The following is a 25462-nucleotide window of genomic DNA, read 5'->3' on the forward strand; positions in this document are numbered from 1 at the left end:
TGGTTTCATTGACTCAGGATTATCCAGCCCACTTCCCCCGGGAGCCCAGCATGGCAAGTCACGACGTCGCACTGAAGGTGGCCACCGAACTGCCCGTCGGTGCCGTCGACCTCGAGATCCCCGTCAAGCGGAACGGTCGCAAGATCGGCACCTTCACGGTGAACGCGAACGGTGTCTCGTGGAACCCGGCGACCGCCAAGGCCGCCACCAACGTGACGTGGGAGGACCTCCCCGCCGCGCTGGCCGGTACCGCCACCGCCCCGGCGGCCGCCCCGGCGAAGAAGGCCGCTGCGACCAAGAACGCCGCCCCGGCCAAGACCGCCACCCCGGCGAAGAGCGCCACCCCGGCGAAGACCGCCACCCCGGCGAAGAGCGCCGCCCCGGCCAAGAGCGCCGCCCCGGCGAAGAAGGCCACCCCGGCGAAGAAGGCCACCGCCAAGAAGGCCGCCCCGGCCCCCGCCGCCCCGGTCGAGGAAACCGCCGCCGAGGCGCCGGCCGCGACCCCGGCTCCCGCTCCGGCCGCCAAGAAGGCCAGCACGAAGAAGACCACCGCCAAGAAGTCGGCTCCGGCCTCCAGCGCCGCCGTGGACGCCCGCGCCGTGCGCGAGTGGGCCGCCGCCAACGGGATCGCCGTCGCCCCGCGCGGCCCGATCTCCACGACGATCATCGACCAGTTCAAGGCCGCTCAGTGAGCTGAGTCCAGCCTGGACGCGACAGGGGGCGGGGTCTTCACGACCCCGCCCCCTGTCGCACGTCCGGGGCGGTCCACCCCGCCCTCCGGTCGTCAGCGCGAGCGCCGCGGCACCGCCGCGCGGGCCAGCCGCCGCACCCGTGAACCCCGCCGGGGCGGCGTGTCGGCGGCCCCGACCTCCCCGAACAACTGCTCGCAGATGCGCACGTACACCTGGTCGGGCATCGGCAGCCGGTCGACGTCGCTGAGGGCCTGGTTCTGCCCGGCCGATTCCATCACCAGCTCGCCGTAGCCCAGGAACCGGCCGAGCAGCGAGCGGTGGTAACTCATGTCGGTGACCTTCGTCAGCGGCATCATGGCGACCTGGCGCTTCACGACGCCGTAGGTCAGCAACAACCGCTTGTCGGTCGCGACGAACCAGTCGCCGCGCCACTGCAACCACTTCCAGACCGCCCGCGCCAGCAGGCAGAGCCAGCCGGCGAACAGGACGTTCGGCAGGTGCGGGACGTCCTCGATCCGCCCGACCAGCCACAGCCACAGGACGAGCCCGGCGACGCAGCTGAGCACCGGTTCGGCCAGCACCACGAGGTGCCGGCGCAGGCACACCAACCGCTTCTCGGTGTCCAGCACGTAGCGGCGCACCCGCGCCGGGGGACGTTCCCACAGGGGGTCGTGCGCCGTCCCGGCCACCCGGCCCGGGGTCCCGCCCTCGCCGATCTCGTCCGCGTCGTCCTCGTCGTCCTCGTCCGCCCCGCTGGGCAGCGGGTCGTCCTCGAGGCCGGGCAGGCGGTGCTCGTCGTCCGCGGGCCGCACGACGCGCCAGGTGCCGTCCCGCGCCGACTTCCGCAGCCGGGTGCCGGAGAACATCACCAGCTCCCGGCCCTGGTCGTCGGGGTCCTCGGGCCGCCCGTCGGGGTGCGGGTCGTGTTTCAGCTCAGCAACCCGTCGAAGAAGTCGGCGATGCTCCTGACCGCCGTCCCCAGTCCTTCACCGACGTTGCGGACGAAGCCGGCCGCCTGGTCGGGGGACCGGTAGACCGCGTAGACGGCGAAGACCACCAGCACCCACCACAGAACTCGGCGCCACTTCACGGGCCGGCTCCTCCCTGCGTTCCACCGAACGCTCGTCGTACCTCACGGAGTGCGGACAAAGCTGAGCTGATCGGGGGACATCCTGCCGGAAACGCCGCCCAGCACGAAGCCCCGCGCCGCGAGTTGCTCGGCACGGGGCTCCGGGGTGCGGGCGAGGGGTCAGACGACGCCGTACAGGCGGTCCCCCGCGTCGCCCAGGCCGGGCACGATGTACCCGTTCTCGTCGAGGCGTTCGTCGACCGCGGCGGTGACGACCGTGACCTGCGCGTGGTCGTCGAAGGCCGAGCGCACGACCTCGATGCCCTCCGGGGCGGCCAGCAGGCACAGCGCCGTGACCTCCTGGGCGCCGCGGTCGAGCAGGTACGTGATGGACGCGACGAGGGTTCCCCCGGTGGCCAGCATCGGGTCGAGCACGAAGCAGTGCCGGCCCGTGAGGTCGTCGGGCAGCCGGTTCGCGTAGGTCGTGGCCTGGAGGGTCTGCTCGTCGCGGATCATCCCGAGGAACCCGACCTCGGCGGTGGGCAGCAGCCGCACCATGCCGTCGAGCATCCCGAGCCCGGCCCGCAGGATCGGGACGACGATCGGTTTGGGCGACCGGATCCGCACGCCGGTGGTCGGCCCGACGGGGGTGGTGATGGGGTGCGGCTCGACCGCGACGTCGCGGGTGGCCTCGTAGGCCAGCAGGGTGACGAGCTCGTCGGCGAGGCGCCGGAACGTCGGGGAATCGGTGCCACGGTCCCGCAACGCGGTCAGTTTGTGGGCGACGAGGGGGTGGTCGATGACGGACAGGCGCATGGAGCACCAAAATACGCCGCTCCGGGCCCCGGGCGAACTGCGGTGGTGGCCCCGGCCGGTCCGGTCCTGCCACGATGGGTCCGTGGCGTACTTCACCGCAGTGCTCTCCCCCCACGGCTCGGGCGACGGCTCCACCGGCGACCTCGACTGGCGTCCGGTGGACGTCGACCTCGAAGCGGGTTCCCCCGACGAGCTCGGCGACGTCCTGCGCGGGGCCGTCGACGGCTCCGGGTCCCCCGACGCCCCCGTCCTGGCCGTCCTCGAACGCGAGGACGAGTGGTTCGCGGTCGTGCGGACCGACGGCCCCATCGACGTGAAGGTGTTCGTCTCCGACGCGGTCGCCGCGGCCGAGAGCGCCTACGCGCCGCTGTTCGCCGAACTCCCCACCGCCGACGACCGGGCCGGCACCGCCGGCGGGGACGACGGGGACGACGACGGGGACGAGGACGACGAGGACGCGGACGACGGGACGCAGGAGGCGCGACCCGAACCGGCCGTCGCCGAGGACGTGTGGGCCGGGGACCCCGAACTCCTCGCCGACCTCGGCTGCCCCGCGGCCGTCCTGCTGCGGTTGGCCGGTTCCGGCGTCGACCCGGCCGAGGCCACGGTCGAGGTCGGGGAACTGCTCGGGTTCGCCGACGTCCTGGAGTCGTTGCGCTGAGCGGGCTGGCCGTCCCGGCCCGCTGGTCGGACTGGATGGGGACGGCCCTGGAGCAGGCCCGCGACTGCCTGCCCACCGGCGACGTCCCCGTGGGGGCGCTCGTCGTCGACGCCGGCGGCGAGGTCCTCGGGGTGGGCCGCAACGAGCGGGAGGCCGCGAACGACCCCACCGCGCACGCCGAGGTCCTCGCCCTGCGGGCCGCGGCCGCGCGGCACGGGCAGTGGCGGCTCAGCGGCTGCACGCTCGTGGTGACCCTCGAACCGTGCGTGATGTGCGCGGGCGCGACGGTGCTGTCCCGGGTGGACCGGCTCGTGTTCGGGGCCTGGGACGAGCGCTTCGGCGCGGCCGGTTCGCTGCGGGACGTCGTGCGCGACCCCCGGCTGAACCACGTCGTCGAGGTCGCCGGCGGCGTCCGCGCGGACGAGTGCCGCGCCCTGCTGGACGCCTTCTTCGCCGAGCGCAGGGGCTGACGGGGGGCACCGCCCGCCGGCGTGTACCCTGGTCGGGCACCAAGGTGATGTGTCCGAGCGGCCTAAGGAGCACGCCTCGAAAGCGTGTGAGGGGGCAACTCCTCCGTGGGTTCAAATCCCACCGTCACCGCAGTGAGGGCGAAGGGCCCCGGGGTTCCCCCGGGGCCCTTCGTCGTGCGGGGGCGGCCCCCGAGGCCGCCGGCGACGGGGTCGAGGCCGGCCGCGAGCCGCTCGGCGGCGACGACGCCCCCTCGGGACCGGACTCGGCCGCGCGGGCCGGGTCCGGGCGCAGGCTCACGACGTGCGGCAGCAGACCCACGACGCCGGAGCAGCGCCACGGGTGGCGTCGCACCGGGGTTGCAGCGGCGTCAGCAGGCCGGCTGGGCGTTCGCGGGCACCGGGGGCACGAGGGCGTCCTCGCCGAGCAGCGCCTGGTACCCGTCGCCCAGGCTCACCGTCACGACCGTCGCGGCCGGGTCCTCGACGAGCTGGGCCTCCGGCAGCCGGGCCGCCACGGTGACGGCCTGCTGGACGGCGCCGGCCGGGTACGCCACCAGGGCCGTCCCCGGTCCCGTCGGCGTCGGCGCGTTGCCGACCGAACCCACCACGAAGCCGCGGGTGCGCAGCTCGCCGGCCACCGCGGCCGCCAGGCCCCGGCGGTCGGTCCCGTTGAGGACGTCGAGCGTCACCTCCCCCGGGGTCAGCAGCACCGGGGCCGCGGGCGCGCAGCTGGGCGTCGCGGCCGCCGACGGGGTCGCCGCGCCACCGGGCTGCCAGCGGTCGCTCCACACCAGGTAGGCGCCGCCGCCGACGGCGAGCACCAGCGCGACGACGACGGCGAAGACGACCCGCTGGCGCACCAGCCGGGTGCGCCGCTGGCGCGCCAGCCGCTGGTACGACTCCTCGTCGAGGTCGTCCTCGACGTCGGGCAGCACCCGGTCGCCGGCCCCCTCGTCGACCCCCTCGCCGGCCCTCTCGCCGGCCCTCTCGCCGGCGAGGTCGTCGACGCTGTCGTCGGCGCCCGCCCCGTGCTCCTCGCGCCCCTCGTGCTCGCGTGCCACCGTTCCCCCTCGGTCCCCGTGCTCGATCGTCAGTCCGGCAGCGTGAGCACCCGCGCGTGCAGGACCTGGCGCTGGTGCAGCGCGGCCCGCACCGCGCGGTGCAACCCGTCCTCGAGGTACAGCCGCCCGCGCCAGGACACCACGTGCGCGAACAGGTCGCCGAAGAACGTCGAGTCCTCCGCGAGGAGCGCGTCGAGGTCGAGGGTCCGCTTGGTGGTCGTCAGCTCCTCCAGCCGGACCTGCCGCGGCGGGACCTTCGACCACTGGCTCGTCGTCTCGTACCCGTGGTCGGGGTAGGGGCGTCCCTCGCCGACGGCCTGGAAGATCACAGCGCGAGAGTCTAGGCGTGAGGCGAGCTCACGGGCGGTCACCGCGCCGGGTGTCCCGGCCGCGCTGCGGAGCGGGACGACGAAGGCCCGCCCCGGAACGTGTCCGGGACGGGCCTCGTGCGGCGGAGGATAGGGGATTTGAACCCCTGAGGGCGTTAACCCAACACGCTTTCCAAGCGTGCGCCATAGGCCACTAGGCGAATCCTCCAGTGCCACCAGCGTAGCGCGCCGTGACGAGTGCTCTCGACCACCCCCGTGTCCCCCGGTCGCCCTCCCCCGTCCGGGCGGGGCGGTTGGACCCCGGGACGGGCCGTGCCGTACGGTGGTCGCAGACCCCTCGTGCGGCGTCACCCCGTCAAACCCCCCCAGGGCCGGAAGGCAGCAAGGGTAGATGGGCTCTGGCGGGTGTGCGGGGGGTCCCTTCGTCCCCCCGGCTCCGCGGCCGCCCGCGCGACCCGCCGGTCGTGTCGCGGGACGGGGTTAGCCTCGACCCCGTGACGACCGCGCTGTACCGCCGCTACCGGCCCGAGGCCTTCGCCGAGGTCATCGGCCAGGAACACGTCACCACCCCGCTGATGCAGGCCCTCGCCAAGGGCCGGGTCACCCACGCCTACCTGTTCTCCGGTCCGCGCGGCTGCGGGAAGACGACCAGCGCCCGCATCCTGGCGCGCTGCCTGAACTGCGCCCAGGGCCCCACCCCGACGCCCTGCGGGGTCTGCGACTCGTGCACCGACCTGGCCAACGGCGGCCCCGGCAGCATCGACGTCGTCGAGATCGACGCGGCCAGCCACAACGGCGTCGACGACGCCCGCGACCTGCGCGAGCGCGTCTCCTTCGCCCCCGCGCGCGACCGCTTCAAGGTGTACATCCTCGACGAGGCCCACATGGTCACGGCCGCGGGCTTCAACGCGCTGCTGAAGACGGTCGAGGAACCGCCGCCGCACGTGAAGTTCGTCTTCGCCACCACCGAGCCGGACAAGGTCCTGACGACCATCCGCTCCCGCACCCACCACTACCCCTTCCGGCTGGTGCCGCCGGCGCAGCTGACGGCGTACCTGGCCGACCTGGCCGAGAAGGAGGGCGTCCGGATCGGCAAGGGCGTCCTGCCGCTGGTCGTGCGCGCCGGGGGCGGCTCGGTCCGCGACACCCTGTCGGTCCTGGACCAGCTCATCGCCGGCGCCGGCGACGACGGCGTCACGTACGACATCGCGGTCGCGCTGCTGGGCTACACGCACGCCTCGCTGCTCGACGACGTGGTGGAGGCCGTCGCGGCCGGGGACGCGGCCACGGTCTTCCGCGCGGTCGAGCGGGTCGTCGACACCGGCCAGGAGCCGCGCCGGTTCGCCGACGACCTCCTGCAGCGGCTGCGCGACCTCGTCATCGTCGCCGCGGTCGGGGACGCGGCCGGTGACGCGCTCGCCGTCCCCGAGGACGCCCTCGAGCGCCTGCAGGCGCAGGCCGCCCACCTCGGCCGCGCCGAGCTGTCCCGCGCGGCCGACGTCGTGGCCGCGGGCCTGGAGCAGATGACGGGGGCGACCTCCCCGCGGTTGCAGCTGGAGCTGCTGTGCGCCCGGCTGCTGCTGCCGGGCGCGGACGCCGACGGCGGCCTCGGCACCCGGCTGGACCGGCTGGAGCGGCGGATCAGCGCCGGCGGTGGGCTGCCGGCCGCGGCCCCGCCGGTCGCCGCCGCGCCCGCGGCGGCCCCGCCGCCCGTCCGGGAGGCCACCCCGGCGCCGGCCACCCCGACGCCGACCGACCCGACTCCCGACCCGACCCCCGAGCCGGCGCCCGCCCCGGCGGCCACCGCGCCCCGCGAGCCCGCGGCGGGCGGCTGGCCGTCCGCGCGCACCCCCGGCGCCCCGCCCGCCGCCCCGCCCGCCGCCCAGCCCGCCGCCCCGACCCCGGTGCACGTCGAGGCCCCCGTCCCGTCGGCCCCGGCGGCCGGGGGCGACGCCGAGACGGTCCGCCGCCTGTGGACCGACGTGCTGGGCAAGCTGTTCAGCCTCAAGCGGCTGACGTGGTCGCTGGTCGCCGAGAACGCGACCGTGGCGGACTTCCGCGGGGGCGTGCTGACCCTGCAGTTCCGCTCCCCGCAGCTCGCGGCCCGGTTCACCCGCGGCAACGACGCGGGGTACGTCGCCGAGGCGCTGTTCCAGGTGACCGGCATCGAGGCGAAGGTCCAGGCCGCCGGGGGCGGCGACGCCGGCGGCGGGCGGGCCGCCCCGCAGCGCCCCTCGCGCGGCGGGTGGGGCCCGGCGGCTCCCGAGCAGCAGGCACCGCGCCCGGCCGCGCCGCCGCAGCAGGCCGCCCCGCCGCCCCCTCAGCAGGCCACCCAGCAGGCCGCTCAGCAGCCCCGTCAGCAGGCCCCCGCGGCGGCCCCGCGCGCCGCGGCGCCGCGCACCCCCGCGCCGCCGGCCCCGGCGCAGAACGACTACTACGCCGACGTCCCGCCGCCGGCCGAGCCCATCGACGACCCGGGCGAGGAGCAGCTGTCCCGCCCGCGCCGCTCCGAGCCCTCCCCCGCCCCCGCGCCGGTCGCGGTGGAGGACGACACCCCCAGCCGGGACGACGCCGACGCCGAGGAGTCCACGCTGACGGGCATCGCGGTCGTGGAGCAGATCCTCGGCGGCAAGGTCCTGTCGACCGACGACTGAGGAGCCGCGGTGGCCGTCGGTGTCGGAACGGGCACGTAGTCTCGTGGCGTGTACGAAGGAGTCGTCCAGGACCTGATCGACGAGCTCGGTCGGCTCCCCGGCGTGGGGCCCAAGAGCGCTCAGCGCATCGCGTTCCACCTGCTGGCCGCCGACGCGGACGACGTGCGGCGGCTCGCGCAGGTCCTCACCGAGGTCAAGAGCCGCGTCCGGTTCTGCTCGGTCTGCGGCAACGTCGCCCAGGAGGAGCTGTGCCGGGTGTGCCGCGACCCCCGGCGCGACCCGAGCGTCATCTGCGTCGTGGAGGAGTCCAAGGACGTCGTCGCGATCGAGAAGACGCGCGAGTTCCGCGGCCGGTACCACGTCCTGGGCGGCGCGATCAGCCCCATGGAGGGCGTGGGCCCGGACGACCTGCGGATGCGCGAGCTGCTCTCCCGCTTGTCCGACGGGCAGGTCACCGAGACGATCATCGCGACGGACCCGAACCTCGAGGGCGAGGCGACCGCGACGTACCTGGCGCGGCTGCTGAAGCCGATGGGGCTGAAGGTGACCCGTCTGGCCTCCGGCCTGCCGGTCGGCGGTGACCTGGAGTACGCCGACGAAGTGACGCTCGGGCGGGCGTTCGCTGGACGGAGGTCCCTCGATGGCTGAGAACGACCGCGCCGGGGCGGCCGACGAGGAGCTCGCGCGGCTCGCCGACACCACCGCCGCCGAGGTCCGCGCGTACCTGGCCACCGTCACCGAGGTCGCGACCGGCCGGCTGGACTCCACCGCCCTGTCGGTGCTGCTGCTCGCCGTCAGCCAGACGCTGGTCACCGGGGCCCGGCTCGGCGCCGTCGACGACGTCGTCCCGGCCCGCCGCTTCGAGCCGGACGCCGGCCCGGACCCCGACGTCGACCCGGTCCGCGCGAGCCTGGCGAACGTCCTGGAGGGCCTGGACGACTACGCCGACGTCGTGGACCCGCTGACGAACGCGGCCCTGGTGCGGGGGGCGCTGTCCGACGACCTGACGGCGGTGGCCGCCGACCTGGAGCACGGCCTGCGCCACCACGAGCGCGGGGACCTCACCGAGGCCCTGTGGTGGTGGCAGTTCTCGTACCTGTCCTCGTGGGGGCCGCGGGCCGCGGCGGCGCTGCGCGTCCTGCAGTCGCTGCTGTCCCACCTGCGGCTGGACGTGGACGCCGAGACCGCCTCGGACGCGGAGTTCGACGCTCTCCACCCCTGATCGCGCCCCGATCGGGCCGGGCGCTGAGCACACTGCACAGCCCGCCCGCGCGCGGCTGAGCACGGCCCGGAGCACGCCGGAGGGTCCGTAGAATCGCTCACCGTGGCTCTCGTGGTGCAGAAGTTCGGCGGTTCCTCGGTCGCTGATGCCGACGGCATCAAGCGCGTGGCGAAACGCATCGCCGCGACCAAACGCGCCGGCCACGAGGTCGTCGTGGTGGTCTCGGCGATGGGCGACACCACCGACGAGCTGATCGACCTCGCCGAGCAGGTCAGCCCGATGCCGCCCGCGCGCGAGCTGGACATGCTGCTGACCTCCGGGGAGCGGATCTCGATGGCGGTGCTCGCCATGGCGATCTCGAACCTGGGCCTGGAGGCGCGCTCGTTCACCGGCTCCCAGGCCGGGGTCATCACCGACTCCTCGCACGGGCGGGCCCGCATCATCGACGTCACCCCGGGCCGCATCCGCTCGGCGCTGGACGAGGGTGCGATCGCGATCGTCGCCGGCTTCCAGGGCGTCAGCCAGGACACGAAGGACATCACCACCCTCGGGCGCGGCGGGTCGGACACGACGGCCGTGGCCCTGGCCGCGGCGCTCAAGGCCGACGTCTGCGAGATCTACACCGACGTCGACGGCGTGTTCACGGCCGACCCGCGGATCGTGCCGACCGCGCGGAAGATCAACCGCATCTCCAGCGAGGAGATGCTGGAGATGGCGGCCAGCGGCGCCAAGATCCTCATGCTCCGCTGCGTCGAGTACGCCCGGAACTACGACCTGCCGATCCACGTGCGCAGCTCCTTCAGCCCGCACGAGGGGACCTGGGTGACCGACTCCCCGATCCCCGCCGCCTTCGCCACCCACCAGACCGGGGAGGAACCCGTGGAACAGCCGATCATCTCCGGGGTCGCGCACGACCGCAGCGAGGCCAAGATCACCGTCGTGGGGGTCCCGGACAACCCGGGCACGGCCGCGGCCATCTTCAAGGCCGTCGCCGAGGCCGAGGTCAACATCGACATGATCGTCCAGAACGTGTCGGTGGGGGCCTCGGGCCGCACCGACGTCTCGTTCACGCTGCCCAAGGCCGAGGGCGCGACGGCGATCGGCGCACTGGAGAAGGTGAAGCCGGCGATCGGCTTCGAGCGCACCGAGTACGACGACCAGATCGGCAAGGTGTCGCTCATCGGCGTCGGGATGCGCTCGCACCCGGGCGTGTCGGCGACGTTCTTCGACGCGCTGGCGAAGAAGGAGATCAACCTGGAGATGATCTCCACCTCGGAGATCCGCATCTCCGTGGTGACGCGCGCGGACCAGCTCGACGACGCGGTCCGCGCCGTGCACACCGCCTTCGGCCTGGACGCCGAAGCTGAAGCCGTGGTCTACGGAGGTACCGGACGATGAGCACCCGCAAGCCCACCCTCGCGGTCGTCGGCGCCACCGGCGCCGTCGGCACCGTCATGCTCGGCATCCTCTCCGAGCGCCCCGACGTGTGGGGCGAGATCCGCCTGGTCGCCTCCGCCCGTTCGGCCGGCAAGGTCCTGCGGGTCCGCGGCGAGGACGTCGTCGTGCGGGAGCTGACCCCGGAGGTCTTCGACGGCGTCGACGTCGCGATGTTCGACGTCCCCGACGAGGTGTCCGCGGTGTGGGCGCCGATCGCCGCCGAGCGCGGCGCGGTGGCCGTCGACAACTCCGGCGCCTTCCGGATGGACGACGAGGTCCCCCTCGTGGTGCCCGAGGTCAACGGCGCGGCCGCGCGCAACCGCCCCAAGGGCATCATCGCGAACCCGAACTGCACGACGCTGACGATGATGGACGCCCTCGGCGCCCTGCACGAGCAGTGGCAGCTCACCGAGCTCGTCGTCGCCAGCTACCAGGCGGCCTCCGGCGCCGGCCAGCCCGGCGTGGACCGGCTGTACGACGAGATCGAGGTGATCGCCGGTCAGCGCACCCTCGGCTCGACGGCGGGCGACACCGCCCGGGTGGTCTCCGAGAAGCTCGGCGACGACTCCCCGTTCCAGACCCACCTCGCCCTCAACGTCATCCCCGTCGCGGGCTCGCTGAAGGACGACGGCTGGACCAGCGAGGAGCTGAAGGTCCGCAACGAGTCCCGCAAGATCCTCGGCATCCCGGACCTGAAGGTCTCCGCGACCTGCGTGCGGGTGCCGGTCCAGACGACCCACTCCCTCGCGGTGCACGCCACGTTCGCGCGGCCGATCACCGTGGCCGAGGCGACCGCCGCGCTGGAGGCCGCCCCGAGCGTGGAGGTGCGCGACGACCTCGCGAACGGCGTGTTCCCGACCCCGGCGGGCACCGTCGGCGGGGACCCAACCGTCGTGGGCCGCCTCCGGCAGGCGCTGGACTTCCCGAACACGCTCGACTTGTTCGTCTGCGGCGACAACCTCCGCAAGGGCGCGGCGCTGAACACCGCGCAGATCGCCGAGCTCATCGCGGCCGAGCTCACCGCCTGAGCCCGCGCAGCGCGAAGGCCCCGGTCCAGCTGGACCGGGGCCTTCGTCGTCCCCGTCAGTACCGGTGCAGCCCGAGGGACCGGTTGTGCTCTGTGCACCGGGAGTACCCGGTGGCGGCGGACACGGCGAACGCCACGAGCCAGATCGGCACCGTGACCACCAGCGACAGGCCGAAGGTGATGGAGGCGAGGAACGCGGCGACCGGGGCGCACACCACCTGCGCGACGATGAGCGTCACCCCGAGCCCGACCTGCCCGGCGTAGCAGTTCCCCGCGCCCAGCCACAGGAACGAGAACAGCACGGCCAGGCCGGGTGTCTTGGCGGGGACGAGCACCACGGGCCGGGCCTGCGGGTAGGACTGCTGGTAGGGCTGCACGGGGGCCGGCGGGGGCGGCGCGGGGCGCCGCTCCCGGCGCTCGCGCTCGGGGTCCCGGTCCTGCCACGCCCCGGTGTCGTCCGGCCTCGGTCGGTACTCGTCCACGCCGCCCCCTCGTCCGTGCTCCGGCCGCCCATCCTGGCACCGCGCGCCCCCCGGGTGCACGCACCACCGGTGATCCAGCAGACTCGGGCCGTGGCCGATCGCGATGCGCGCCTGCGCCTGCCCGCCGGTCGCCCGGTCTCGCCGCTGGGCGCCATCGCGCTGCGGCTGGGTCTGGCGCTGGGGCTGGTCCTGCTGTCCTGGGGGGTGGTCGTCCTCGAACGGGACGGCTACCGCGACGGGGTGGACGGGTCGCTGTCGGCGCTGGACGCCCTGTACTACACGACGGTCACGCTCTCGACGACCGGTTACGGCGACATCGTCCCGGTCACCGACAGCGCGCGCCTGGTCAACGCCCTGTTCGTCACGCCGGTGCGGATCCTGTTCGTCGTCATCCTCGTCGGCACCACCATCCAGGCGCTCACGGAGCGTTCCCGCAAGGAGATCCGCCTCGCGCGGTGGAGGGCCCGCATGCACGACCACGTCCTGGTCCTGGGGTACGGCACGAAGGGCCGCAACGCGGTCCGCGAGCTGCGGCTGAAGGGGACCCCGGCCGACCGGGTCCTCGTGGTGGACCGCAACCCGGGCGCGACCGCCGACGCCGCCCGCGACGGGTACCTGTGCGTGACCGGTGACGTCACGCGGTCGGAGACGTTCACGACGGCGCTGGCCGACCGGGCCAGCACGGTCGTGGTGGCCGTCGACCGGGACGACACGGCGATCCTGGCGACGCTGGCCCTGCGCCGGCTGAACCCGCGGGCCACCGTCGTCGCCACGGCCCGCGAGGTCGAGCACGCCGACCTGCTGCGGCAGTCGGGGGCGGACTCGGTCGTGGTGACGTCCGAGACGTCGGGGCGGCTGCTGGGGCTGGCCGCGGGCAGCCCCGCCGCCGTGGAGGTGGTCGAGGACCTGGTGTCCTTCGGCACGGGGCTGGACCTGGACGAGCGGCCGGTGGAGGCCGGGGAGGTGGGCCGGGCCCCGGGGGGTCTGGGTTTCCCCGTGCTCGCGGTCCGGCGCGAGGGGCGGACCCTGCTGTTCCACGAGGTCGCGGCGCTGCAGCACGGTGACGTGCTGCTGCACGTCACCGGCCGCCGCTGACCCCTCAGGCGGTGGTGGTCCCGCGGGCCCGCCCGACGGCCCGCATGAGGTGGTACAGCCCGATCGCGGCGACCGTGCCGAGGGCGATGCCCTCGAACGTCAGCCCGGACGACGTGGTCAGGGTGTAGTTCGCGATCCCGACGATGAGGGCGACGGCGGCGGTCGTCAGGTTCACGGGGTCGGAGAAGTCGACCTTGTTCTGCACCCAGATGCGGGCGCCGAGGACGCCGATCATCCCGTACAGCAGGGTCGCGGCCCCGCCGAGGACCCCGGCGGGGACGGACCCGACGAGGGCGCCGAACTTCGGCGAGAACGACAGGACGAGCGCGGCCGCGGCGGCGACCCAGTAGGCCGCGGTGGAGTACACCTTCGTGGCGGCCATGACGCCGATGTTCTCGGCGTACGTCGTCGTGCCGGACCCGCCGCCGAGCCCGGCGAGGGTGGTGGCGAGGCCGTCGGCGACCAGGGCGCGCCCGGCGAGCGGGTCCATGTCCCTGCCCGTCATCGCGGCCACCGACTTCACGTGCCCGACGTTCTCGGCGACGAGGACGAACACGACGGGCAGGAACAGGGCCAGGTCGGACACCTCGACGCGCGGGGCGGTGAACGTGGGCAGCCCCACCCAGGAGGCGCTCTCGACGGCGTCGAAGGACACCAGCCCGCGCAGCGCGGCGACGACGTAGCCGACGACGACGCCGACGAGGATCGCGAGGCGGCCCAGCAGCCCGCGGAACAGGACGCTGGTCAGCGCGATGGCCAGCAGCGTGATGACGGCCGTGAGGGGGTCGGCGCGGAACCCGGAGTCCTCGGTGGTCCCCCACGCGGCGGGGGCCAGGTTGAGGCCGATGAGCGCCACGACGGTGCCGGTGACGACGGGCGGCATGACGACGTCGATCCACCGGGACCCGGCGAGGTGCACGACGACCCCGACGGCGGCGAGCAGCAGCCCGGTGACGAGGACGCCGCCGGTGGCCGAGCCGGCGGAGCTGGCGAGGATGGGCGCGATGAACGCGAACGACGACCCGAGGTAGCTGGGCAGCCGGTTGCGGGTGACGAGCAGGAACAGGGCGGTGCCGACCGCGGAGAAGAACAGGGTCGTCGCGACCGGGAACCCCGTGATGGCCGGGACGAGGACGGTCGAGCCGAACATCGCGACGACGTGCTGCAGGCCGATCCCGACGGTCCGGCCCCACGTGAGGCGTTCGTCGGGGGCGACGACCTCGCCCGGCGAGACCGCCCGTCCGTCACCGTGCAGCCGCCAACCCGTACCCGCCACGCGCGTCACCCTCCCTGGGAACGGCCCGGCGAGCACCGGACCGTCGGAGAGGGTAACCGCAGTAGGGTCGCCGGATGCTGCGCGCGCGGGGCCGTTCGTGGACCGGGGCCGCCGCGGTGCTGGCCGCGACGGTGGGGCAACTGCTGGTGGCGACGTTCGCGAGCGACCTGCCGCAGTTCGAGGGGAAGGCGTTCGGGGCGCGGCTGGTGTCCTACCCGCTGCTGATGCTCTTCGTGCCGGTGGTGTGGTTCGCGGTGCACCGCGGGTCCCGGCCCGCCCCGTGGGCGGGGTTCACGCTGGTGATGCTGCCGTTCCTCGTCGACGTCTCGGGGAACACGCTGGACCTGTACGACACGGTCGTGTGGTGGGACGACCTGCTGCACTTCCTGAACTGGTGCCTGCTGACGCTGGGTCTGGGGCTGGTGCTGCGGGTCGCCGACGTGCGGCCGCGGTGGGCGCGGGCGGTGGCGACGGTGGGGGGCGGCGCGCTGCTGGCGCTGCTGTGGGAGATCGGGGAGTGGTGGACGTTCATCCGCCACGGCACGGAGCTGGGCACCGCGTACGAGGACACGCTCGGGGACATGGTGCTCGGCACCACCGGGTCGGCGGTGGCGCTGGCCGTGCTGGTGCTGCTGCGGCGGCGGGTCAGTCGCCGGGGTTCCCCCGGAACTCGTCCTTGAGCGTGCGCGGGTCGGTGTCGCGCAGGGCCGAGCCGGAACCCTTGAGGCGGCGGTAGGCGAGGAAGGCGACGACGGCCAGGACGAGGACGATCAGCAGGTACTTCACCCCCCGACCTTACGTTCCGGGGGCGGCGACCACACGTCCCGTCGTCCACCCGCCCGTGAGCCTCCTGAGAATCTCCGTAGAGAGATCGGGGGTAGGGTCGCGGCAGCCGCTCGCCGAGGAGAGGAACCACTCGATGTTCGCCAGTGCCCCCGCCGTCTCGGCCGGGTTCGCCACGGCGGCCGCCGTCGAGACGACGCGGTCGACGCCGTTCCTGCTCATCACCGCCGTCGTCGCGATCGCCGTGCTGCTGGTCCTGATCATCAAGGTCAAGCTGCACGCCTTCTACGCCCTCGTCGTCGTCAGCCTGCTCACCGCCGTCGCCGCCGGCATCCCCCGCGGCGAACTGGTGAGCACCCTCACCAGCGGGTTCGGGAACACGCTGGCCACGGTCGCCCTGCTCGTCGGCTTCGGCGCGGTCCTGGGGCGCATCGTCGAGATCTCCGGCGGGGCCCGCGTCCTCGCCGACACCCTGCTCGCGCGCTTCGGGGAGAAGCGCGCGCCGCTGGCGCTGTCCGTGGCGTCGCTGTTCTACGGCTTCCCGATCTTCCTGGACGCCGGGTTCGTCGTCATGCTGCCGATCATCTACACCGTCGCCCGCCGCCTGGGCGGGTCGCTGATGCTCTACGCGCTGCCCGCGGCGGGCGCCTTCCTCACCATGCACGCCCTGGTCCCCCCGCACCCCGGACCCGTCGCGGCCTCCAGCCTGCTGGGCGCCGACGTCGGCCTCGTGCTGGTCGTCGGTCTGCTCGTCGGGCTGCCCACCTGGTACGTCGTGGGGTACCGGCTGGCGTACGCCCTGGCCAAGCGCTCGCCGTTCCTGCCCGTCCCCGAGCTCCTCGGCCGCCCCAGCGACAGCGGTGACCAGCCCCGGCCCGGTTTCGGCGTGATCCTGCTGGTCCTGCTGCTCCCGCTCGTGCTGATCTTCGGCGGGACCGCCTCCAGCACCGCGGTGGCGAACTACGGCGTGGCCGAGGACAACGCGCTGGTCGTGGTGCTGCAGATCATCGGCGCCACCCCCGTGGCGCTGCTCATCACCAGCCTGCTGGCGATGCTGCTGCTCGTCGTGCGCCCCCACCGCGGCAAGGTCGGCAGCCGCCTCGAGGAGGTCGTGGACGACGCCGTCGCCCCCGTCTGCTCGATCATCCTCATCACCGGGGCCGGCGGGATGTTCGGCCGGGTCCTCACCGACACCGGGATCGGCGGGGCGCTGGCCGGGGAGCTCGACGCCGCCGGGCTGCCGCTCATCGTCGCGGGGTTCCTCATCGCGGTCGCCCTGCGGATCGCGCAGGGTTCGGCGACGGTGGCCGGCACCACCGCCGCCGGTCTGCTCGCCCCCGCCGTCGCCGCCGGCGGGTCGCTGTCGGCCCTGCAGCTGGCCTGCCTGACGGTCGCGATCGCGGCCGGTGCGATCACCTTCTCGCACGTCAACGACTCGGGGTTCTGGCTGGTCGGTCGCTTCCTGGGCCTCGACACCGCCACGACGCTCAAGACCTGGAGCGTCGTGGCCACCGGCATCGGGTTCATGGCCTTCGCCCTCGTCTGGATCCTCTACGCCGTCGTCTCCTGACCGTCGTCAGCGGTTCAGCAGCGTCGTCCAGTTCGCGGGGACGCGGCCGCGGGGGCCGGGGGCGGGCTGGTCCTCGGGGTGGTTCAGCGGCGGGGCGAGGTCGGGCCCGCCGGCGTACGTCCGGTCGGTCGCGAAGTCGTAGAACCACTCCTCGCCCGGTTCGTAGCTGCGCACGACGGCGTGGCCGGAGGCGGCGACGTGGGCGCGGGCGTGCTGGGCGGGTGAGGAGTCGCAGCAGCCGACGTGGCCGCAGGCCGCGCAGCGGCGCAGGTGGAACCACCAGCCCTGCGGCTGGGCCGTCTCGCAGTCGGCGCAGCCGGGGCCGCTGGGGGCGGCAATGGGGTCGATCTGGTCGGTCACGGGGTCTCCTCCTGGGGGTCGACGGGCAGCCAGACGCGGAACACGGTGTTCCCGGGGACGCTCTGGACGTCGATGCGGCCGTGGTGGCGGTGCACGACGACGCGCCAGGCGATGTCGAGGCCGAGCCCGGTGCCCTCCCCGACGTCCTTGGTGGTGACGAAGGGCTCGAACACGCGGGGCAGGACGTCGGGGTCGATGCCGGGGCCGTCGTCGGCGACCTCGACGCAGACGCCGTCGCGGTCGGGGTGGACGGTGACGGTGACGGTGCCGCCGGTGGGGCCGAGGGCGTCGAGGGCGTTGTCGAGCAGGTTCGTCCAGACCTGGGTGAGCTCGCCGGTGTGCCCGAGGACCTGCGGGACGTCCTGGTAGCGGGTGCTGACGCGGGAGTTCCCGACGGCGCGTCCGGCTCCGGCGCCGAGCATGGAGATCGCGGCGTCGAGGAGCTCGCGCACGTCGACCCAGCGCTGGGGAGCGCGGTCGAGCTGGGCGTAGTTCCCGGCGGAGGTCAGCAGGGCGCTGATCCGGGCGGAGGCGGTGGCGGCCTCGGCGAGCAGGGAGCGGACGGCGACGGTGCGGGCGAACCAGGCCGCGGTGGCGGGGTCGGGCGGCAGGTCGGCGGCGGCGAAGCCGTGCTCGACGAGGACGGGGGCGAGGTCGTCGGGGTCGGGGGCGCCGAGCTCGTCGAGGGCGTCGACGAGCGCGTCCTCGGCGTCGTTGCGGCGCAGCGGGTCAGTCGGGACGGGCGCGGCGCCGCGGTCGGGGACGACCGGCAGCGCGGGCAGCAGCCCGCGCACGGTGCCCTCCAGGTCGCGCAGCTCGTCCTGGAGCTGGGCGAGGGTGCGGGCCAGCGCGGCGGCGGGGTTGCCGAGCTCGTGGGTGAGCCCGGCGGTGAGGGAGCCGAGGGCGAGGAGCCGTTCCCGGGCGCTGGTGAGCTGCTGCTTCTCGGTGAGCCCGATGCGCAGCCCCTCCAGCAGGTGCACCGCCATCGGGAACCACTCGCGCACGACCTGCCCGAACGTCGCCGCGGGCAGCACGAAGAACGTGGAGGGTTCCAGGACCCGCAGCGACGACGTGTACCCGGCGGGCGCGGCGTCCCCGAGGTAGGCCTCCCACGCCCCGGCGTAGACGCCGCGCTGGCGGGTGCGGCCGATCTCCAGGTCCTCCCCGGCGCCGTGGTGGTGCAGGCCGACGTGGCCGTCGAGCAGGACGTAGAAGCAGGTGGCGGGGTCCCCCTCGCGGTACAGCCAGCCGGGGTCGGCGGTGACGACGTCCCCGCTGCCGGTGAGGCGTTCCAGCTGCGCGTCGGACAGGTCCGCGAACAGGAACAGGGTCCGCAGCTCGGCGGGGGTCGCGGGACGGTTCGCCGGGCGGTTCACTGCTGGGCCAGGTAGCGGTGCACGAGCATGACGGCCATCGCGCCCTCGCCGACGGCGGAGGCGACGCGCTTGACGGACTCGGCGCGGGCGTCCCCGGCGACGAACACGCCGGGCATGGACGTCTCCAGGTGGTAGGGGTCGCGCGCGGGCCGCCACCCGGCGGGGCGCTCGCCGTCGACGACGAGGTCGGGCCCGGCCAGGACGAACCCGTGGTCGTCGCGGGTGACGGCGCCGTCGAGCCAGGCGGTGCGGGGCGCGGCGCCGATGAACACGAAGACGTGGTGCGCGGGCACCTCGGTCTCCTCACCGGTGTCCTTGTGGCGCAGCGTGATCTGTTCGAGCCGCTCGGCCCCGGCGGCGGCGACGACCTCGGTGCCGGTGCGGACGTGGACGTTCGGCAGGGCCGCGATCTGCTCGATGAGGTACGCCGACATCGACGTCTCCAGGGAGGTGCCGCGCACGAGCACCGTGACGCTGCGGGCCGACCGTGCGAGGTTCACGGCGGACTGCCCGGCGGAGTTCGCGGCGCCGACGACGTAGACGTCCTCGTCGGCGCAGGCGGACACCTCGCTGAGGGCGGCGCCGTAGTAGACGCCGCGGCCGGTGAACTCGGCCAGGCCGGGGCCCTCCAGCGTGCGGTAGGACACGCCGGTGGCGAGCAGGACGGTGTGGGCGGCGATGCTCGTGCCGTCGGCGAACCGGACGACGCGGGAACCGCCGACCTCCTCCAGGCCGGTGACGGTGCGGGCGGTGAGGGTCTCGGCGCCGAACTTCGCGACCTGCCGGCGGGCGCGGTCGGCCAGCTGCGCCCCGGAGAGCCCGTCGGGGAACCCGAGGTAGTTCTCGATGCGCGAGCTCTGCCCGGCCTGCCCCCCGGTGGCGTGCTGCTCGACGAGGACGGTCCGCAACCCCTCGGAGGCGCCGTAGACGGCGGCCCCGAGCCCGGCGGGCCCGCCGCCGACGATGGCGAGGTCGTAGAACTCGCGCTGCGGGCGGGTGGTGAGCCCGACGTGGTCGGCGAGGGTCACGTCGTCGGGGTCGACGAGGACCTCCGGGCAGGCGCCGTCGGCGGGGGCCAGCACGACGGGCAGCTGGGAGGCGCCGGCGGCACGCAGCAGCCGGTCGGCCTCGGGCTGGCCGGCGAGCAGCCAGCGGTAGGGGACCTCGTTGCGGGCGAGGAAGTCGCGGACGGCGAAGGACCGCGCCGACCAGCGGTCGCCGATGACGACGACCTCGTCGGGCGGGCGGACGGGTTCGGCGCGCCAGCGCTCCAGCAGCCCGTCGAGGACGGGGTAGAGCTTCTCCTCGGGCGGGTTCCACGGTTTGAGGAGGTAGTGGTCGAGGTCGACGTCGTTGATGGCGCGGATGGCGGCGGAGGTGTCGGCGTACGCCGTCAGCAGGACCCGCCGCGCGGAGGGGAACAGGTCCATCGCCGCTTCGAGGAGCTCGACGCCGTCCATCTGCGGCATCCGGTAGTCGGCCAGGACGGCGGCGACGGCGGTGCCGCGGAGCTTGACCTCGCGCAGCGCGCCGAGCGCGTCGGCCCCGGACTCGGCCCGCACGACGCGGTAGTCCTTGCCGTAGCGGCGGCGCAGGTCGCGGGCGACGGCGCGGGAGACGGCGGGGTCGTCGTCCACGGTCAGCAGGACCGGTCGCTGTTCCTCGCTCGCCTCGGGTGCCGCCACGGCCCGGACGTTAGGCGTTCGCCGCCGCCGGGGCCAGACCCTGCCGGGGTCAGGTTCGCCGGCGCTGCCCGGGGCGCTCCCGCGCGGCGCGCCAGGCGGTGACGGCGGCGAGGGCGACGAGGACCCCCCAGGCGGGGACGGTGAACCGCCACGCGCCGGGGGCGACGGTGAGCAGGACCAGCAGCACCTGCGCGGCGATCAGCCCCGCGGCGGGGGCGGTGCGGCCGAGGTGGGCGTGGCCGAGGCCGGGCCACAGGACGGACAGCGCGGCGGCCGCGGCGGGGCCCCGGTGGCGACGCAGGTGGCGGCCCAGGCCCGGCCGCACGGCTCCGGCGGTGCGGTGCCGCGCGGCTCCGGTGGTGCGGTCGTCGGTCTGGTCCCACTCCACGACGGTCATCGCGCAGCCCCCCGGCTCTGTCGTCGTTCCTGGTCGGCGCGCCCCCCGCGCTGGTCGCAGTCTGCCCTGATGCGGGGGGACGGTGCGCGTTTTACCCCCATCGCGGGCATTTCCTGACCGAGCGCTGTTGAACTTTCACCCACCGTCACGACGAGGCGGGTCGACGGCCCGGAAACCCCGCCGGTAGGCGGCCGGGCCCACCCCGCGCCGCGCCGTGAACTGCCGCCGCAGGGCGTCCGCCGTCCCCATCCCGCACCGGCGCGCCACCACGTCGACGGTCAGGTCGGTGCGCTCGAGCAGCTCCTCGGCCCGGCGCAGCCGCTCCTCCACCAGCCAGCGGTGCGGCGTGGTGCCCGTCGCCGCCCGGAACCGGCGGGCGAAGGTGCGCGGGGACAGCAGGGCCCCGCGGGCCAGCTCCTCCACGGTCAGGTCCGCCGCGAGGTCGCGCCGCATCCGGTCCAGCACGCCGGCCAGCGCGTCGGACGGCTCGGCCGGGACCGCGCGGTCGACGAACTGCGCCTGCCCGCCGGGCCGGTGCGCGGCCGTCACCATCCGGCGGGCCAGCGCGTTCGCGACCGCGGCCCCGCGGTCCCGGCGCACCACGTGCAGGCACGCGTCGATCCCCGCCGCGGCCCCCGCGCTCGTCACGAACGGGCCGTCCTCGGCGTACAGGACGTCGCGCTGCAGCAGCACCCGCGGGAAGCGGCGCGCGAACCGGTCGGCGAACTGCCAGTGCGTCGCGGCGCGGCGCCCGTCGAGCAGGCCCGCCGCGGCGGGGGCGAACGCGCCCGAGCAGATCGTCAGCACGTCCGCCCCGCGCTCGACGGCCCGCCGCAGCGCCGGCCCCACCCCCCGCGGCAGCGGGTCGTCCAGCGCGGGCCACCCCGGCACGACGACGAGGTCGGCGCGCTCCAGCGCGTCCAGGCCGTGCGGGACGTGCACCGCGAAACCCGACGTCGTCGCGACCGGCCCCCGGCGCGGGCCGCACAGCAGGAACTCCGTCGCGGCGAACCCGTCGTCGGTGCGGTCCAGGCCGAACACCTGGGTGGCGACCCCGAGCTCGAACGTCGCCACGCACGGGCCCGTGAGGGCGGCGACGACGCGGGCGGGACGCACCCCGCGAGCATGGCAGGAACGTCCGGTCCCCCGACAGTCCTGCCACTGGTCCGCGCGCCCCCGCCCGCCGACCCTGGAGCCGTGCTGACGATCCCTCCGGTCCCCTCGATCCCCTCGATCCCCACCGGTTCCTCGGTCCTCGTCCCGGCCCCCACCACCGGCCCCCAGCGCTGGGCCGGTGCCCCCTGCGCCGTGCTCGACCGCGACGGGTCGCTCGTCCTGGCCCACCGCGAGCGCGCCGGCACCGACGCCCTCGTGCTGTCCCGCTCCGACGACGGCGGCGCCACCGTCCGCGAGGTCGCCCGGTTCGGGCCCGGCGTCGCCGGGGCCGCCATGCTCGAACGCCCCGCCCTGGTCCGGGTGGAGGACGGCTGGCGGCTGTTCGTCGGGTTCGCCACCCCCGGCGGGCCGCACTGGTGGATCGGCGCCCTGCACGCCCCGACGCTGGAGGAGCTGCCCGGCGCCGCGGTCGTCCCCGTGCTGCCCGGGGACGACGCGACGGGTTTCAAGGACCCCGTCGTGCGGCGCGGACCGGACGGCACGTGGCGGATGTGGGTGTGCGCCCACGACCTGTCCGAACCCGGCGAGGAGGACCGCATGTCCAGCGCGCTGTGCACCAGCCGCGACGGCCTCACCTGGTCCGCCCCGCGCACCGTCCTCACCCCCCGCCCCGGCGCGTGGGACGCCCGCGGCGCCCGCGTCACCGCCGTCGTCGACGTCGGCGGCGGGCGCGAGCTCCTGGCCTACGACGGGCGCGCGAGCGCGGCGGAGAACTGGTTCGAGCGCACCGGCTGGGCCACCACCGACGGGGTGCCGGTCCCGGACGCCCCCGTCACCGACGTCCGCTACCTCGACGTGCTCGACCTGCCCGACGGCCGGCGCCGCCTGTTCTTCGAGGCCCGCACCCCCACCGGCGACCACGAGCTGCGCACCGCGCTCGCGCCCGGGCTCACCCGAGGGTGAAGCGGGTGCAGTGCGTCAGGTACGGGACGCGGATCTCCGCTCCCGCCCCGAACTCCCCGTCGAGGACGCGCCCCACCTCGGCGAGCACGTCGGCCCGCTCCGCCTCGGGCAGCACGATGACGTAGCTGCGGGAGGCCACCAGGTCGAGGACCCCCGCGCGGTCGGTCACGTGCTCGAAGCGCGTCGTGAACGACTCCCCCGCCCCGAACGGCGCCCCGACGTTCCCGGCGCTCGCGCGCATCTCGTGCTCGGTGCCGCGCTGCGCGATCGCCCACACCCGCCCGACCCACGGCACCGACTCGTCCCGCACGTTCCACACCAGGCCCAGCGTCCCGCCCGGGCGCAGGACCCGCGCCACCTCCGGCACGGCCCGCGCCGGGTCCACCCAGTGCCAGGCCTGCGCGACGACGACCGCGTCGACCGACGCGTCCGGCAGCCCGGTCGCCTCCGCGGTCCCCTCGCGCGCCTCGACGTCCAGGCGGGCGCGGAGCTCGGCGAGCATCCGGGTCGAGGGCTCGACGGCCACGACCTCGCGGCCCCTCCGCAGGAGCGCCTCGGTGAACTTCCCCGTCCCGGCGCCGAGGTCGAGGACGCGGCGGGCACCGGCGGCGAGGAAGTCGACGGCGTCGTCGGGGTACCCCGGACGGGCGCGGGCGTAGGCCCCGGCGGCTGCGCCGAAGGAGCGAGCGTGGTCGGTTCCGGTCACCGGGACATCCTCGCGCGGCGCACCATCGCAGGATGCGTGGACCTCGGCACCAGTGGGGGACCTGGGCCGTCCTCACCGTGGGCGGGACGGTCCTGACCGCCCTCCTGGCCGCCTTGGTCATGGCCCCCACGGTCCACACCGCCGTGGTGCTGGGCCGCCGGGGCGTCGTCACCACCGCCGAGGTCGTCGACTTCGACGAGGCGTTGCGCAGCCGGAACGACCGGTGGACGCTGCGGTTCACCACCGTCTCCGGCCGGACGGTGCAGGTCCGCACCCGGGTCACGTCGGCGGCCTCGCGGGTGCCGGTGGGGTCGCGCGTCACGGTCCGGTACGACCCGCGGAAGCCGTCGCGCGTCTGGTCCACGCGGGAGTCCACCGACCTGTCCTGGTGGGCGGCCGTCTTCGGCTGGCTCGTCGGGCTGATGTCGCTCTTCCTCGCCCTGTTCGGCCTGCTCCTGAAACCCTGGCGGCCGCCGCCCCCACCGCGGCCGGCCCCCGCGGCGGTCCCCGCGCGGCCGGTGCCGCCGCGGGTGGCCCGCCGGCGCCGCGAGGCCGCCCGCCGGGAGAGGATGAGGCGGTGAGCGCCACCCTCGTCGCCAAGGACCTCAGCGCCGCGCACGGCACGCGCGCGCTGTTCTCCGGCCTGGACCTCGTCGTCGCCCCCGGGGACGTCGTCGGCCTCGTCGGCGCGAACGGCGCCGGCAAGTCCACCCTCCTCAAGCTCCTGGCGGGCCTGGACCGTCCCGAGACGGGGTCGGTCGCGCTGTCCCCGCCGACCGCGACGGTGGGGTACCTGCCGCAGGAACCGGACCGCCGCCCGGGCGAGACGGTCGGGCAGTTCCTGGGGCGGCGCACCGGCGTCACCGCCGCGCAGGACGAGATGGACGCCGCCGCGCAGGCGCTGGCGGAGGGGGCCGCCGGGGCCGACGACCGCTACGCCACCGCCCTGGACCGCTGGCTGGCCCTGGGCGGCGCCGACCTCGACGAGCGCCGCGGCGAGGCCCTGGCCGACATCGGGTTCGGCGCCTCCCCGGAGGCGCTGATGACGTCGCTGTCGGGCGGGCAGGCCGCCCGCGCCGGTCTCGCCGCGCTGCTGCTGTCCCGCTACGACGTGTTCCTGCTCGACGAGCCCACCAACGACCTCGACCTCGACGGCCTGGCCCGCCTGGAGCGGTTCGTCACCGGGCTGCGCTCCCCCGCCGTCGTCGTCAGCCACGACCGCGAGTTCCTGGCCCGCACCGTCGACCGCGTCGTCGAGCTCGACCTCGCCCAGCAGCTCGTCCGCGTCGTCGGCGGCGGGTACGACGCGTTCCTCGCCGAGCGCGAGGTGCAGCGCCGGCACGCCCGGGAGGCCTACGAGGAGTTCGCCGACACCAAGGCCGGTCTGGAGGCCCGCGCCCGGATGCAGCGCGGCTGGATGGCCCAGGGCGTCCGCAACGCCGTCCGCAAGGGCGACCCGGACAAGAACATCCGCGCCAAGATGCGCGAGGGCAGCGAGAAGCAGGCCGCCAAGGCCCGCCAGACCGACCGGATGATCGAGCGGCTGGAGGTCGTGGAGGAACCCCGCAAGGAGTGGGTGCTGCAGATGTCGATCGCGCCCGCCCCCCGGTCGGGGTCGGTCGTCGCGACGCTGCGCGAGGCCGTCGTGCGGCGCGGGTCGTTCACCCTCGGGCCGGTGACGCTGTCGCTCGACGCGGGCGACCGGGTGGCCGTGACCGGCCCGAACGGCGCGGGGAAGTCGACGCTGCTGAACCTGCTGCTGGGGCGCCTGGAACCCGACGGCGGTTCGGCGGCCACCGGGTCGGGCGTGGAGGTCGGCGAGATCGACCAGGCCCGCGGCGCGTTCCTCGACGACCGGACCCTGGCCCGCGCCTTCGGCGACGAGGTCCCCGCCTGGCCCGACGCGGAGGTCCGCACGCTGCTGGCGAAGTTCGGCCTCGGCGCGCACCACGTCGGCCGGACCGCGGCGAGCCTGTCACCGGGCGAGCGCACCCGCGCCGCCCTGGCGCTGCTGCAGGCCCGCGGGGTGAACCTGCTCGTCCTGGACGAACCCACCAACCACCTCGACCTGCCCGCGATCGAGCAGCTCGAGGAGGCGCTGGCGGGCTACACCGGGACCCTGCTGCTGGTCAGCCACGACCGGCGGCTGCTGGAGGCCGTCGAGGTGACCCGGCGCCTCGTGGTGGAGGGCGGGACCGTCCGCGAGCTGTGAGGC

At 75.1% G+C, this 25462-nt stretch carries 28 protein-coding genes, 2 tRNA genes and 1 other RNA gene; 16 read left to right on the forward strand and 15 right to left on the reverse strand.

Annotated elements, in window-relative coordinates; translation table 11 throughout:
* Positions 1–50 precede the first annotated feature (50 nt).
* Positions 51–692, forward strand: a complete 642-nt coding sequence (locus tag ACRYM6_RS06005) for an Lsr2 family DNA-binding protein (RefSeq protein ID WP_432541832.1) — start codon at positions 51–53, stop codon at positions 690–692.
* Between the two features lie 92 nt (positions 693–784).
* Here the strand turns inward: ACRYM6_RS06005 and ACRYM6_RS06010 are convergent, their stop codons facing one another.
* The 3 genes from ACRYM6_RS06010 to upp form a co-directional block, all read right to left on the reverse strand.
* A complete protein-coding gene (locus ACRYM6_RS06010) occupies positions 785–1558 on the reverse strand; it encodes a PH domain-containing protein (RefSeq protein ID WP_432541833.1) in 774 nt (257 codons plus the stop codon).
* Between the two features lie 62 nt (positions 1559–1620).
* Positions 1621–1782, reverse strand: a complete 162-nt coding sequence (locus ACRYM6_RS06015; RefSeq protein ID WP_432541834.1) for a hypothetical protein — start codon at positions 1780–1782, stop codon at positions 1621–1623.
* A gap of 159 nt (positions 1783–1941) precedes the next feature.
* The gene (gene upp, locus ACRYM6_RS06020; protein ID WP_432541835.1) at positions 1942–2577 is read right to left on the reverse strand and encodes a uracil phosphoribosyltransferase; all 636 of its coding nucleotides are present in this window, start codon (positions 2575–2577) and stop codon (positions 1942–1944) included.
* Positions 2578–2659: 82 nt separating this feature from the next.
* Between upp and ACRYM6_RS06025 the strand changes: the two genes are divergently transcribed.
* The 3 genes from ACRYM6_RS06025 to ACRYM6_RS06035 all read left to right on the forward strand — a co-directional run bounded on the left by ACRYM6_RS06025 (position 2660) and on the right by ACRYM6_RS06035 (position 3838).
* Positions 2660–3238 (forward strand): tRNA adenosine deaminase-associated protein, encoded by a 579-nt coding sequence (locus tag ACRYM6_RS06025; protein WP_432541836.1) that lies wholly within the window; start codon positions 2660–2662, stop codon positions 3236–3238.
* A gap of 35 nt (positions 3239–3273) precedes the next feature.
* Positions 3274–3708 (forward strand): tRNA adenosine(34) deaminase TadA, encoded by a 435-nt coding sequence (gene tadA, locus ACRYM6_RS06030; protein WP_432541838.1) that lies wholly within the window; start codon positions 3274–3276, stop codon positions 3706–3708.
* Between the two features lie 43 nt (positions 3709–3751).
* Positions 3752–3838 (forward strand) — tRNA-Ser (locus ACRYM6_RS06035).
* A 238-nt stretch (positions 3839–4076) separates the two neighbouring features.
* Here the strand turns inward: ACRYM6_RS06035 and ACRYM6_RS06040 are convergent.
* The 3 genes from ACRYM6_RS06040 to ACRYM6_RS06050 form a co-directional block, all read right to left on the reverse strand.
* Positions 4077–4769, reverse strand: a complete 693-nt coding sequence (locus ACRYM6_RS06040; protein ID WP_432541839.1) for a LytR C-terminal domain-containing protein — start codon at positions 4767–4769, stop codon at positions 4077–4079.
* A 29-nt stretch (positions 4770–4798) separates the two neighbouring features.
* Positions 4799–5098 (reverse strand): type II toxin-antitoxin system VapB family antitoxin, encoded by a 300-nt coding sequence (locus tag ACRYM6_RS06045; RefSeq protein ID WP_432510434.1) that lies wholly within the window; start codon positions 5096–5098, stop codon positions 4799–4801.
* A gap of 123 nt (positions 5099–5221) precedes the next feature.
* Positions 5222–5306 (reverse strand) — tRNA-Ser (locus tag ACRYM6_RS06050).
* Between the two features lie 120 nt (positions 5307–5426).
* On the opposite strand from ACRYM6_RS06050, the gene ffs reads away from it, so the two are divergent.
* The 6 genes from ffs (at position 5427) to ACRYM6_RS06080 (ending at position 11439) form a co-directional block, all read left to right on the forward strand.
* An RNA gene (ffs, locus tag ACRYM6_RS06055) (signal recognition particle sRNA small type) lies at positions 5427–5523 on the forward strand.
* A 69-nt stretch (positions 5524–5592) separates the two neighbouring features.
* Positions 5593–7752, forward strand: coding sequence for a DNA polymerase III subunit gamma and tau (locus ACRYM6_RS06060; protein ID WP_432541841.1), 2160 nt, complete (start codon positions 5593–5595; stop codon positions 7750–7752).
* 48 nt (positions 7753–7800) lie between these two features.
* Complete coding sequence (gene recR / locus ACRYM6_RS06065; protein WP_432541842.1) at positions 7801–8400, forward strand: recombination mediator RecR; 600 nt, start codon at positions 7801–7803, stop codon at positions 8398–8400.
* Entirely contained in the window at positions 8393–8974 is a 582-nt protein-coding gene (locus ACRYM6_RS06070) for a DUF5063 domain-containing protein (protein ID WP_432541843.1), read from the forward strand. Before recR ends, ACRYM6_RS06070 begins: the two co-directional genes overlap by 8 nt.
* A 102-nt stretch (positions 8975–9076) precedes the next feature.
* Positions 9077–10372, forward strand: coding sequence for an aspartate kinase (locus ACRYM6_RS06075; RefSeq protein ID WP_432541844.1), 1296 nt, complete (start codon positions 9077–9079; stop codon positions 10370–10372).
* Positions 10369–11439, forward strand: a complete 1071-nt coding sequence (locus ACRYM6_RS06080) for an aspartate-semialdehyde dehydrogenase (RefSeq protein WP_432541845.1) — start codon at positions 10369–10371, stop codon at positions 11437–11439. Before ACRYM6_RS06075 ends, ACRYM6_RS06080 begins: the two co-directional genes overlap by 4 nt.
* 55 nt (positions 11440–11494) lie before the next feature.
* Here ACRYM6_RS06080 and ACRYM6_RS06085 read toward each other — a convergent pair whose 3' ends face one another.
* On the reverse strand, positions 11495–11920 hold the full coding sequence (locus ACRYM6_RS06085; RefSeq protein WP_432541846.1) for a hypothetical protein: 426 nt from the start codon (positions 11918–11920) through the stop codon (positions 11495–11497).
* A 90-nt stretch (positions 11921–12010) separates the two neighbouring features.
* Between ACRYM6_RS06085 and ACRYM6_RS06090 the strand changes: the two genes are divergently transcribed.
* Positions 12011–13015 (forward strand): potassium channel family protein, encoded by a 1005-nt coding sequence (locus ACRYM6_RS06090; protein ID WP_432541847.1) that lies wholly within the window; start codon positions 12011–12013, stop codon positions 13013–13015.
* 4 nt (positions 13016–13019) lie between these two features.
* On the opposite strand, the gene ACRYM6_RS06095 is transcribed toward ACRYM6_RS06090, so the two are convergent.
* Positions 13020–14291, reverse strand: a complete 1272-nt coding sequence (locus ACRYM6_RS06095; RefSeq protein ID WP_432541848.1) for a uracil-xanthine permease family protein — start codon at positions 14289–14291, stop codon at positions 13020–13022.
* A 74-nt stretch (positions 14292–14365) separates the two neighbouring features.
* Here ACRYM6_RS06095 and ACRYM6_RS06100 point away from each other — a divergent pair, with 74 nt between their 5' ends.
* Positions 14366–14971, forward strand: coding sequence for a hypothetical protein (locus ACRYM6_RS06100; RefSeq protein ID WP_432541849.1), 606 nt, complete (start codon positions 14366–14368; stop codon positions 14969–14971).
* Here the strand turns inward: ACRYM6_RS06100 and ACRYM6_RS06105 are convergent.
* A complete protein-coding gene (locus ACRYM6_RS06105) occupies positions 14937–15077 on the reverse strand; it encodes a hypothetical protein (RefSeq protein ID WP_432541851.1) in 141 nt (46 codons plus the stop codon). The genes ACRYM6_RS06100 and ACRYM6_RS06105 overlap by 35 nt on opposite strands.
* 133 nt (positions 15078–15210) lie before the next feature.
* Between ACRYM6_RS06105 and ACRYM6_RS06110 the strand changes: the two genes are divergently transcribed.
* Complete coding sequence (locus ACRYM6_RS06110) at positions 15211–16644, forward strand: GntP family permease (RefSeq protein ID WP_432541852.1); 1434 nt, start codon at positions 15211–15213, stop codon at positions 16642–16644.
* A 6-nt stretch (positions 16645–16650) separates the two neighbouring features.
* Here the strand turns inward: ACRYM6_RS06110 and ACRYM6_RS06115 are convergent, their stop codons facing one another.
* The 5 genes from ACRYM6_RS06115 to ACRYM6_RS06135 all read right to left on the reverse strand — a co-directional run bounded on the left by ACRYM6_RS06115 (position 16651) and on the right by ACRYM6_RS06135 (position 21578).
* Complete coding sequence (locus ACRYM6_RS06115) at positions 16651–17004, reverse strand: UBP-type zinc finger domain-containing protein (protein ID WP_432541853.1); 354 nt, start codon at positions 17002–17004, stop codon at positions 16651–16653.
* On the reverse strand, positions 17001–18380 hold the full coding sequence (locus ACRYM6_RS06120) for a sensor histidine kinase (protein WP_432541855.1): 1380 nt from the start codon (positions 18378–18380) through the stop codon (positions 17001–17003). Before ACRYM6_RS06120 ends, ACRYM6_RS06115 begins: the two co-directional genes overlap by 4 nt.
* Complete coding sequence (locus tag ACRYM6_RS06125; protein ID WP_432541857.1) at positions 18377–20065, reverse strand: NAD(P)/FAD-dependent oxidoreductase; 1689 nt, start codon at positions 20063–20065, stop codon at positions 18377–18379. Before ACRYM6_RS06125 ends, ACRYM6_RS06120 begins: the two co-directional genes overlap by 4 nt.
* 49 nt (positions 20066–20114) lie before the next feature.
* Positions 20115–20462: a hypothetical protein gene (locus ACRYM6_RS06130; RefSeq protein ID WP_432541859.1), complete on the reverse strand. Its 348-nt coding sequence runs from the start codon at positions 20460–20462 to the stop codon at positions 20115–20117.
* Positions 20463–20597: 135 nt separating this feature from the next.
* A complete protein-coding gene (locus ACRYM6_RS06135; protein WP_432541860.1) occupies positions 20598–21578 on the reverse strand; it encodes a helix-turn-helix domain-containing protein in 981 nt (326 codons plus the stop codon).
* 81 nt (positions 21579–21659) lie between these two features.
* Here ACRYM6_RS06135 and ACRYM6_RS06140 point away from each other — a divergent pair, with 81 nt between their 5' ends.
* Positions 21660–22541, forward strand: a complete 882-nt coding sequence (locus tag ACRYM6_RS06140) for a glycoside hydrolase family protein (protein ID WP_432541861.1) — start codon at positions 21660–21662, stop codon at positions 22539–22541.
* Here ACRYM6_RS06140 and ACRYM6_RS06145 read toward each other — a convergent pair.
* On the reverse strand, positions 22528–23247 hold the full coding sequence (locus ACRYM6_RS06145; RefSeq protein WP_432541862.1) for a class I SAM-dependent methyltransferase: 720 nt from the start codon (positions 23245–23247) through the stop codon (positions 22528–22530). The genes ACRYM6_RS06140 and ACRYM6_RS06145 overlap by 14 nt on opposite strands.
* A gap of 32 nt (positions 23248–23279) precedes the next feature.
* Between ACRYM6_RS06145 and ACRYM6_RS06150 the strand changes: the two genes are divergently transcribed.
* Both ACRYM6_RS06150 and ACRYM6_RS06155 read left to right on the forward strand, forming a co-directional pair.
* Positions 23280–23828, forward strand: a complete 549-nt coding sequence (locus ACRYM6_RS06150; protein ID WP_432541863.1) for a DUF3592 domain-containing protein — start codon at positions 23280–23282, stop codon at positions 23826–23828.
* A complete protein-coding gene (locus tag ACRYM6_RS06155; protein ID WP_432541865.1) occupies positions 23825–25459 on the forward strand; it encodes an ABC-F family ATP-binding cassette domain-containing protein in 1635 nt (544 codons plus the stop codon). Before ACRYM6_RS06150 ends, ACRYM6_RS06155 begins: the two co-directional genes overlap by 4 nt.
* Positions 25460–25462 lie beyond the last annotated feature (3 nt).

This window comes from Kineococcus rugosus, assembly GCF_050871975.1.
Classification (GTDB): Bacteria; Actinomycetota; Actinomycetes; order Actinomycetales; family Kineococcaceae; genus Kineococcus.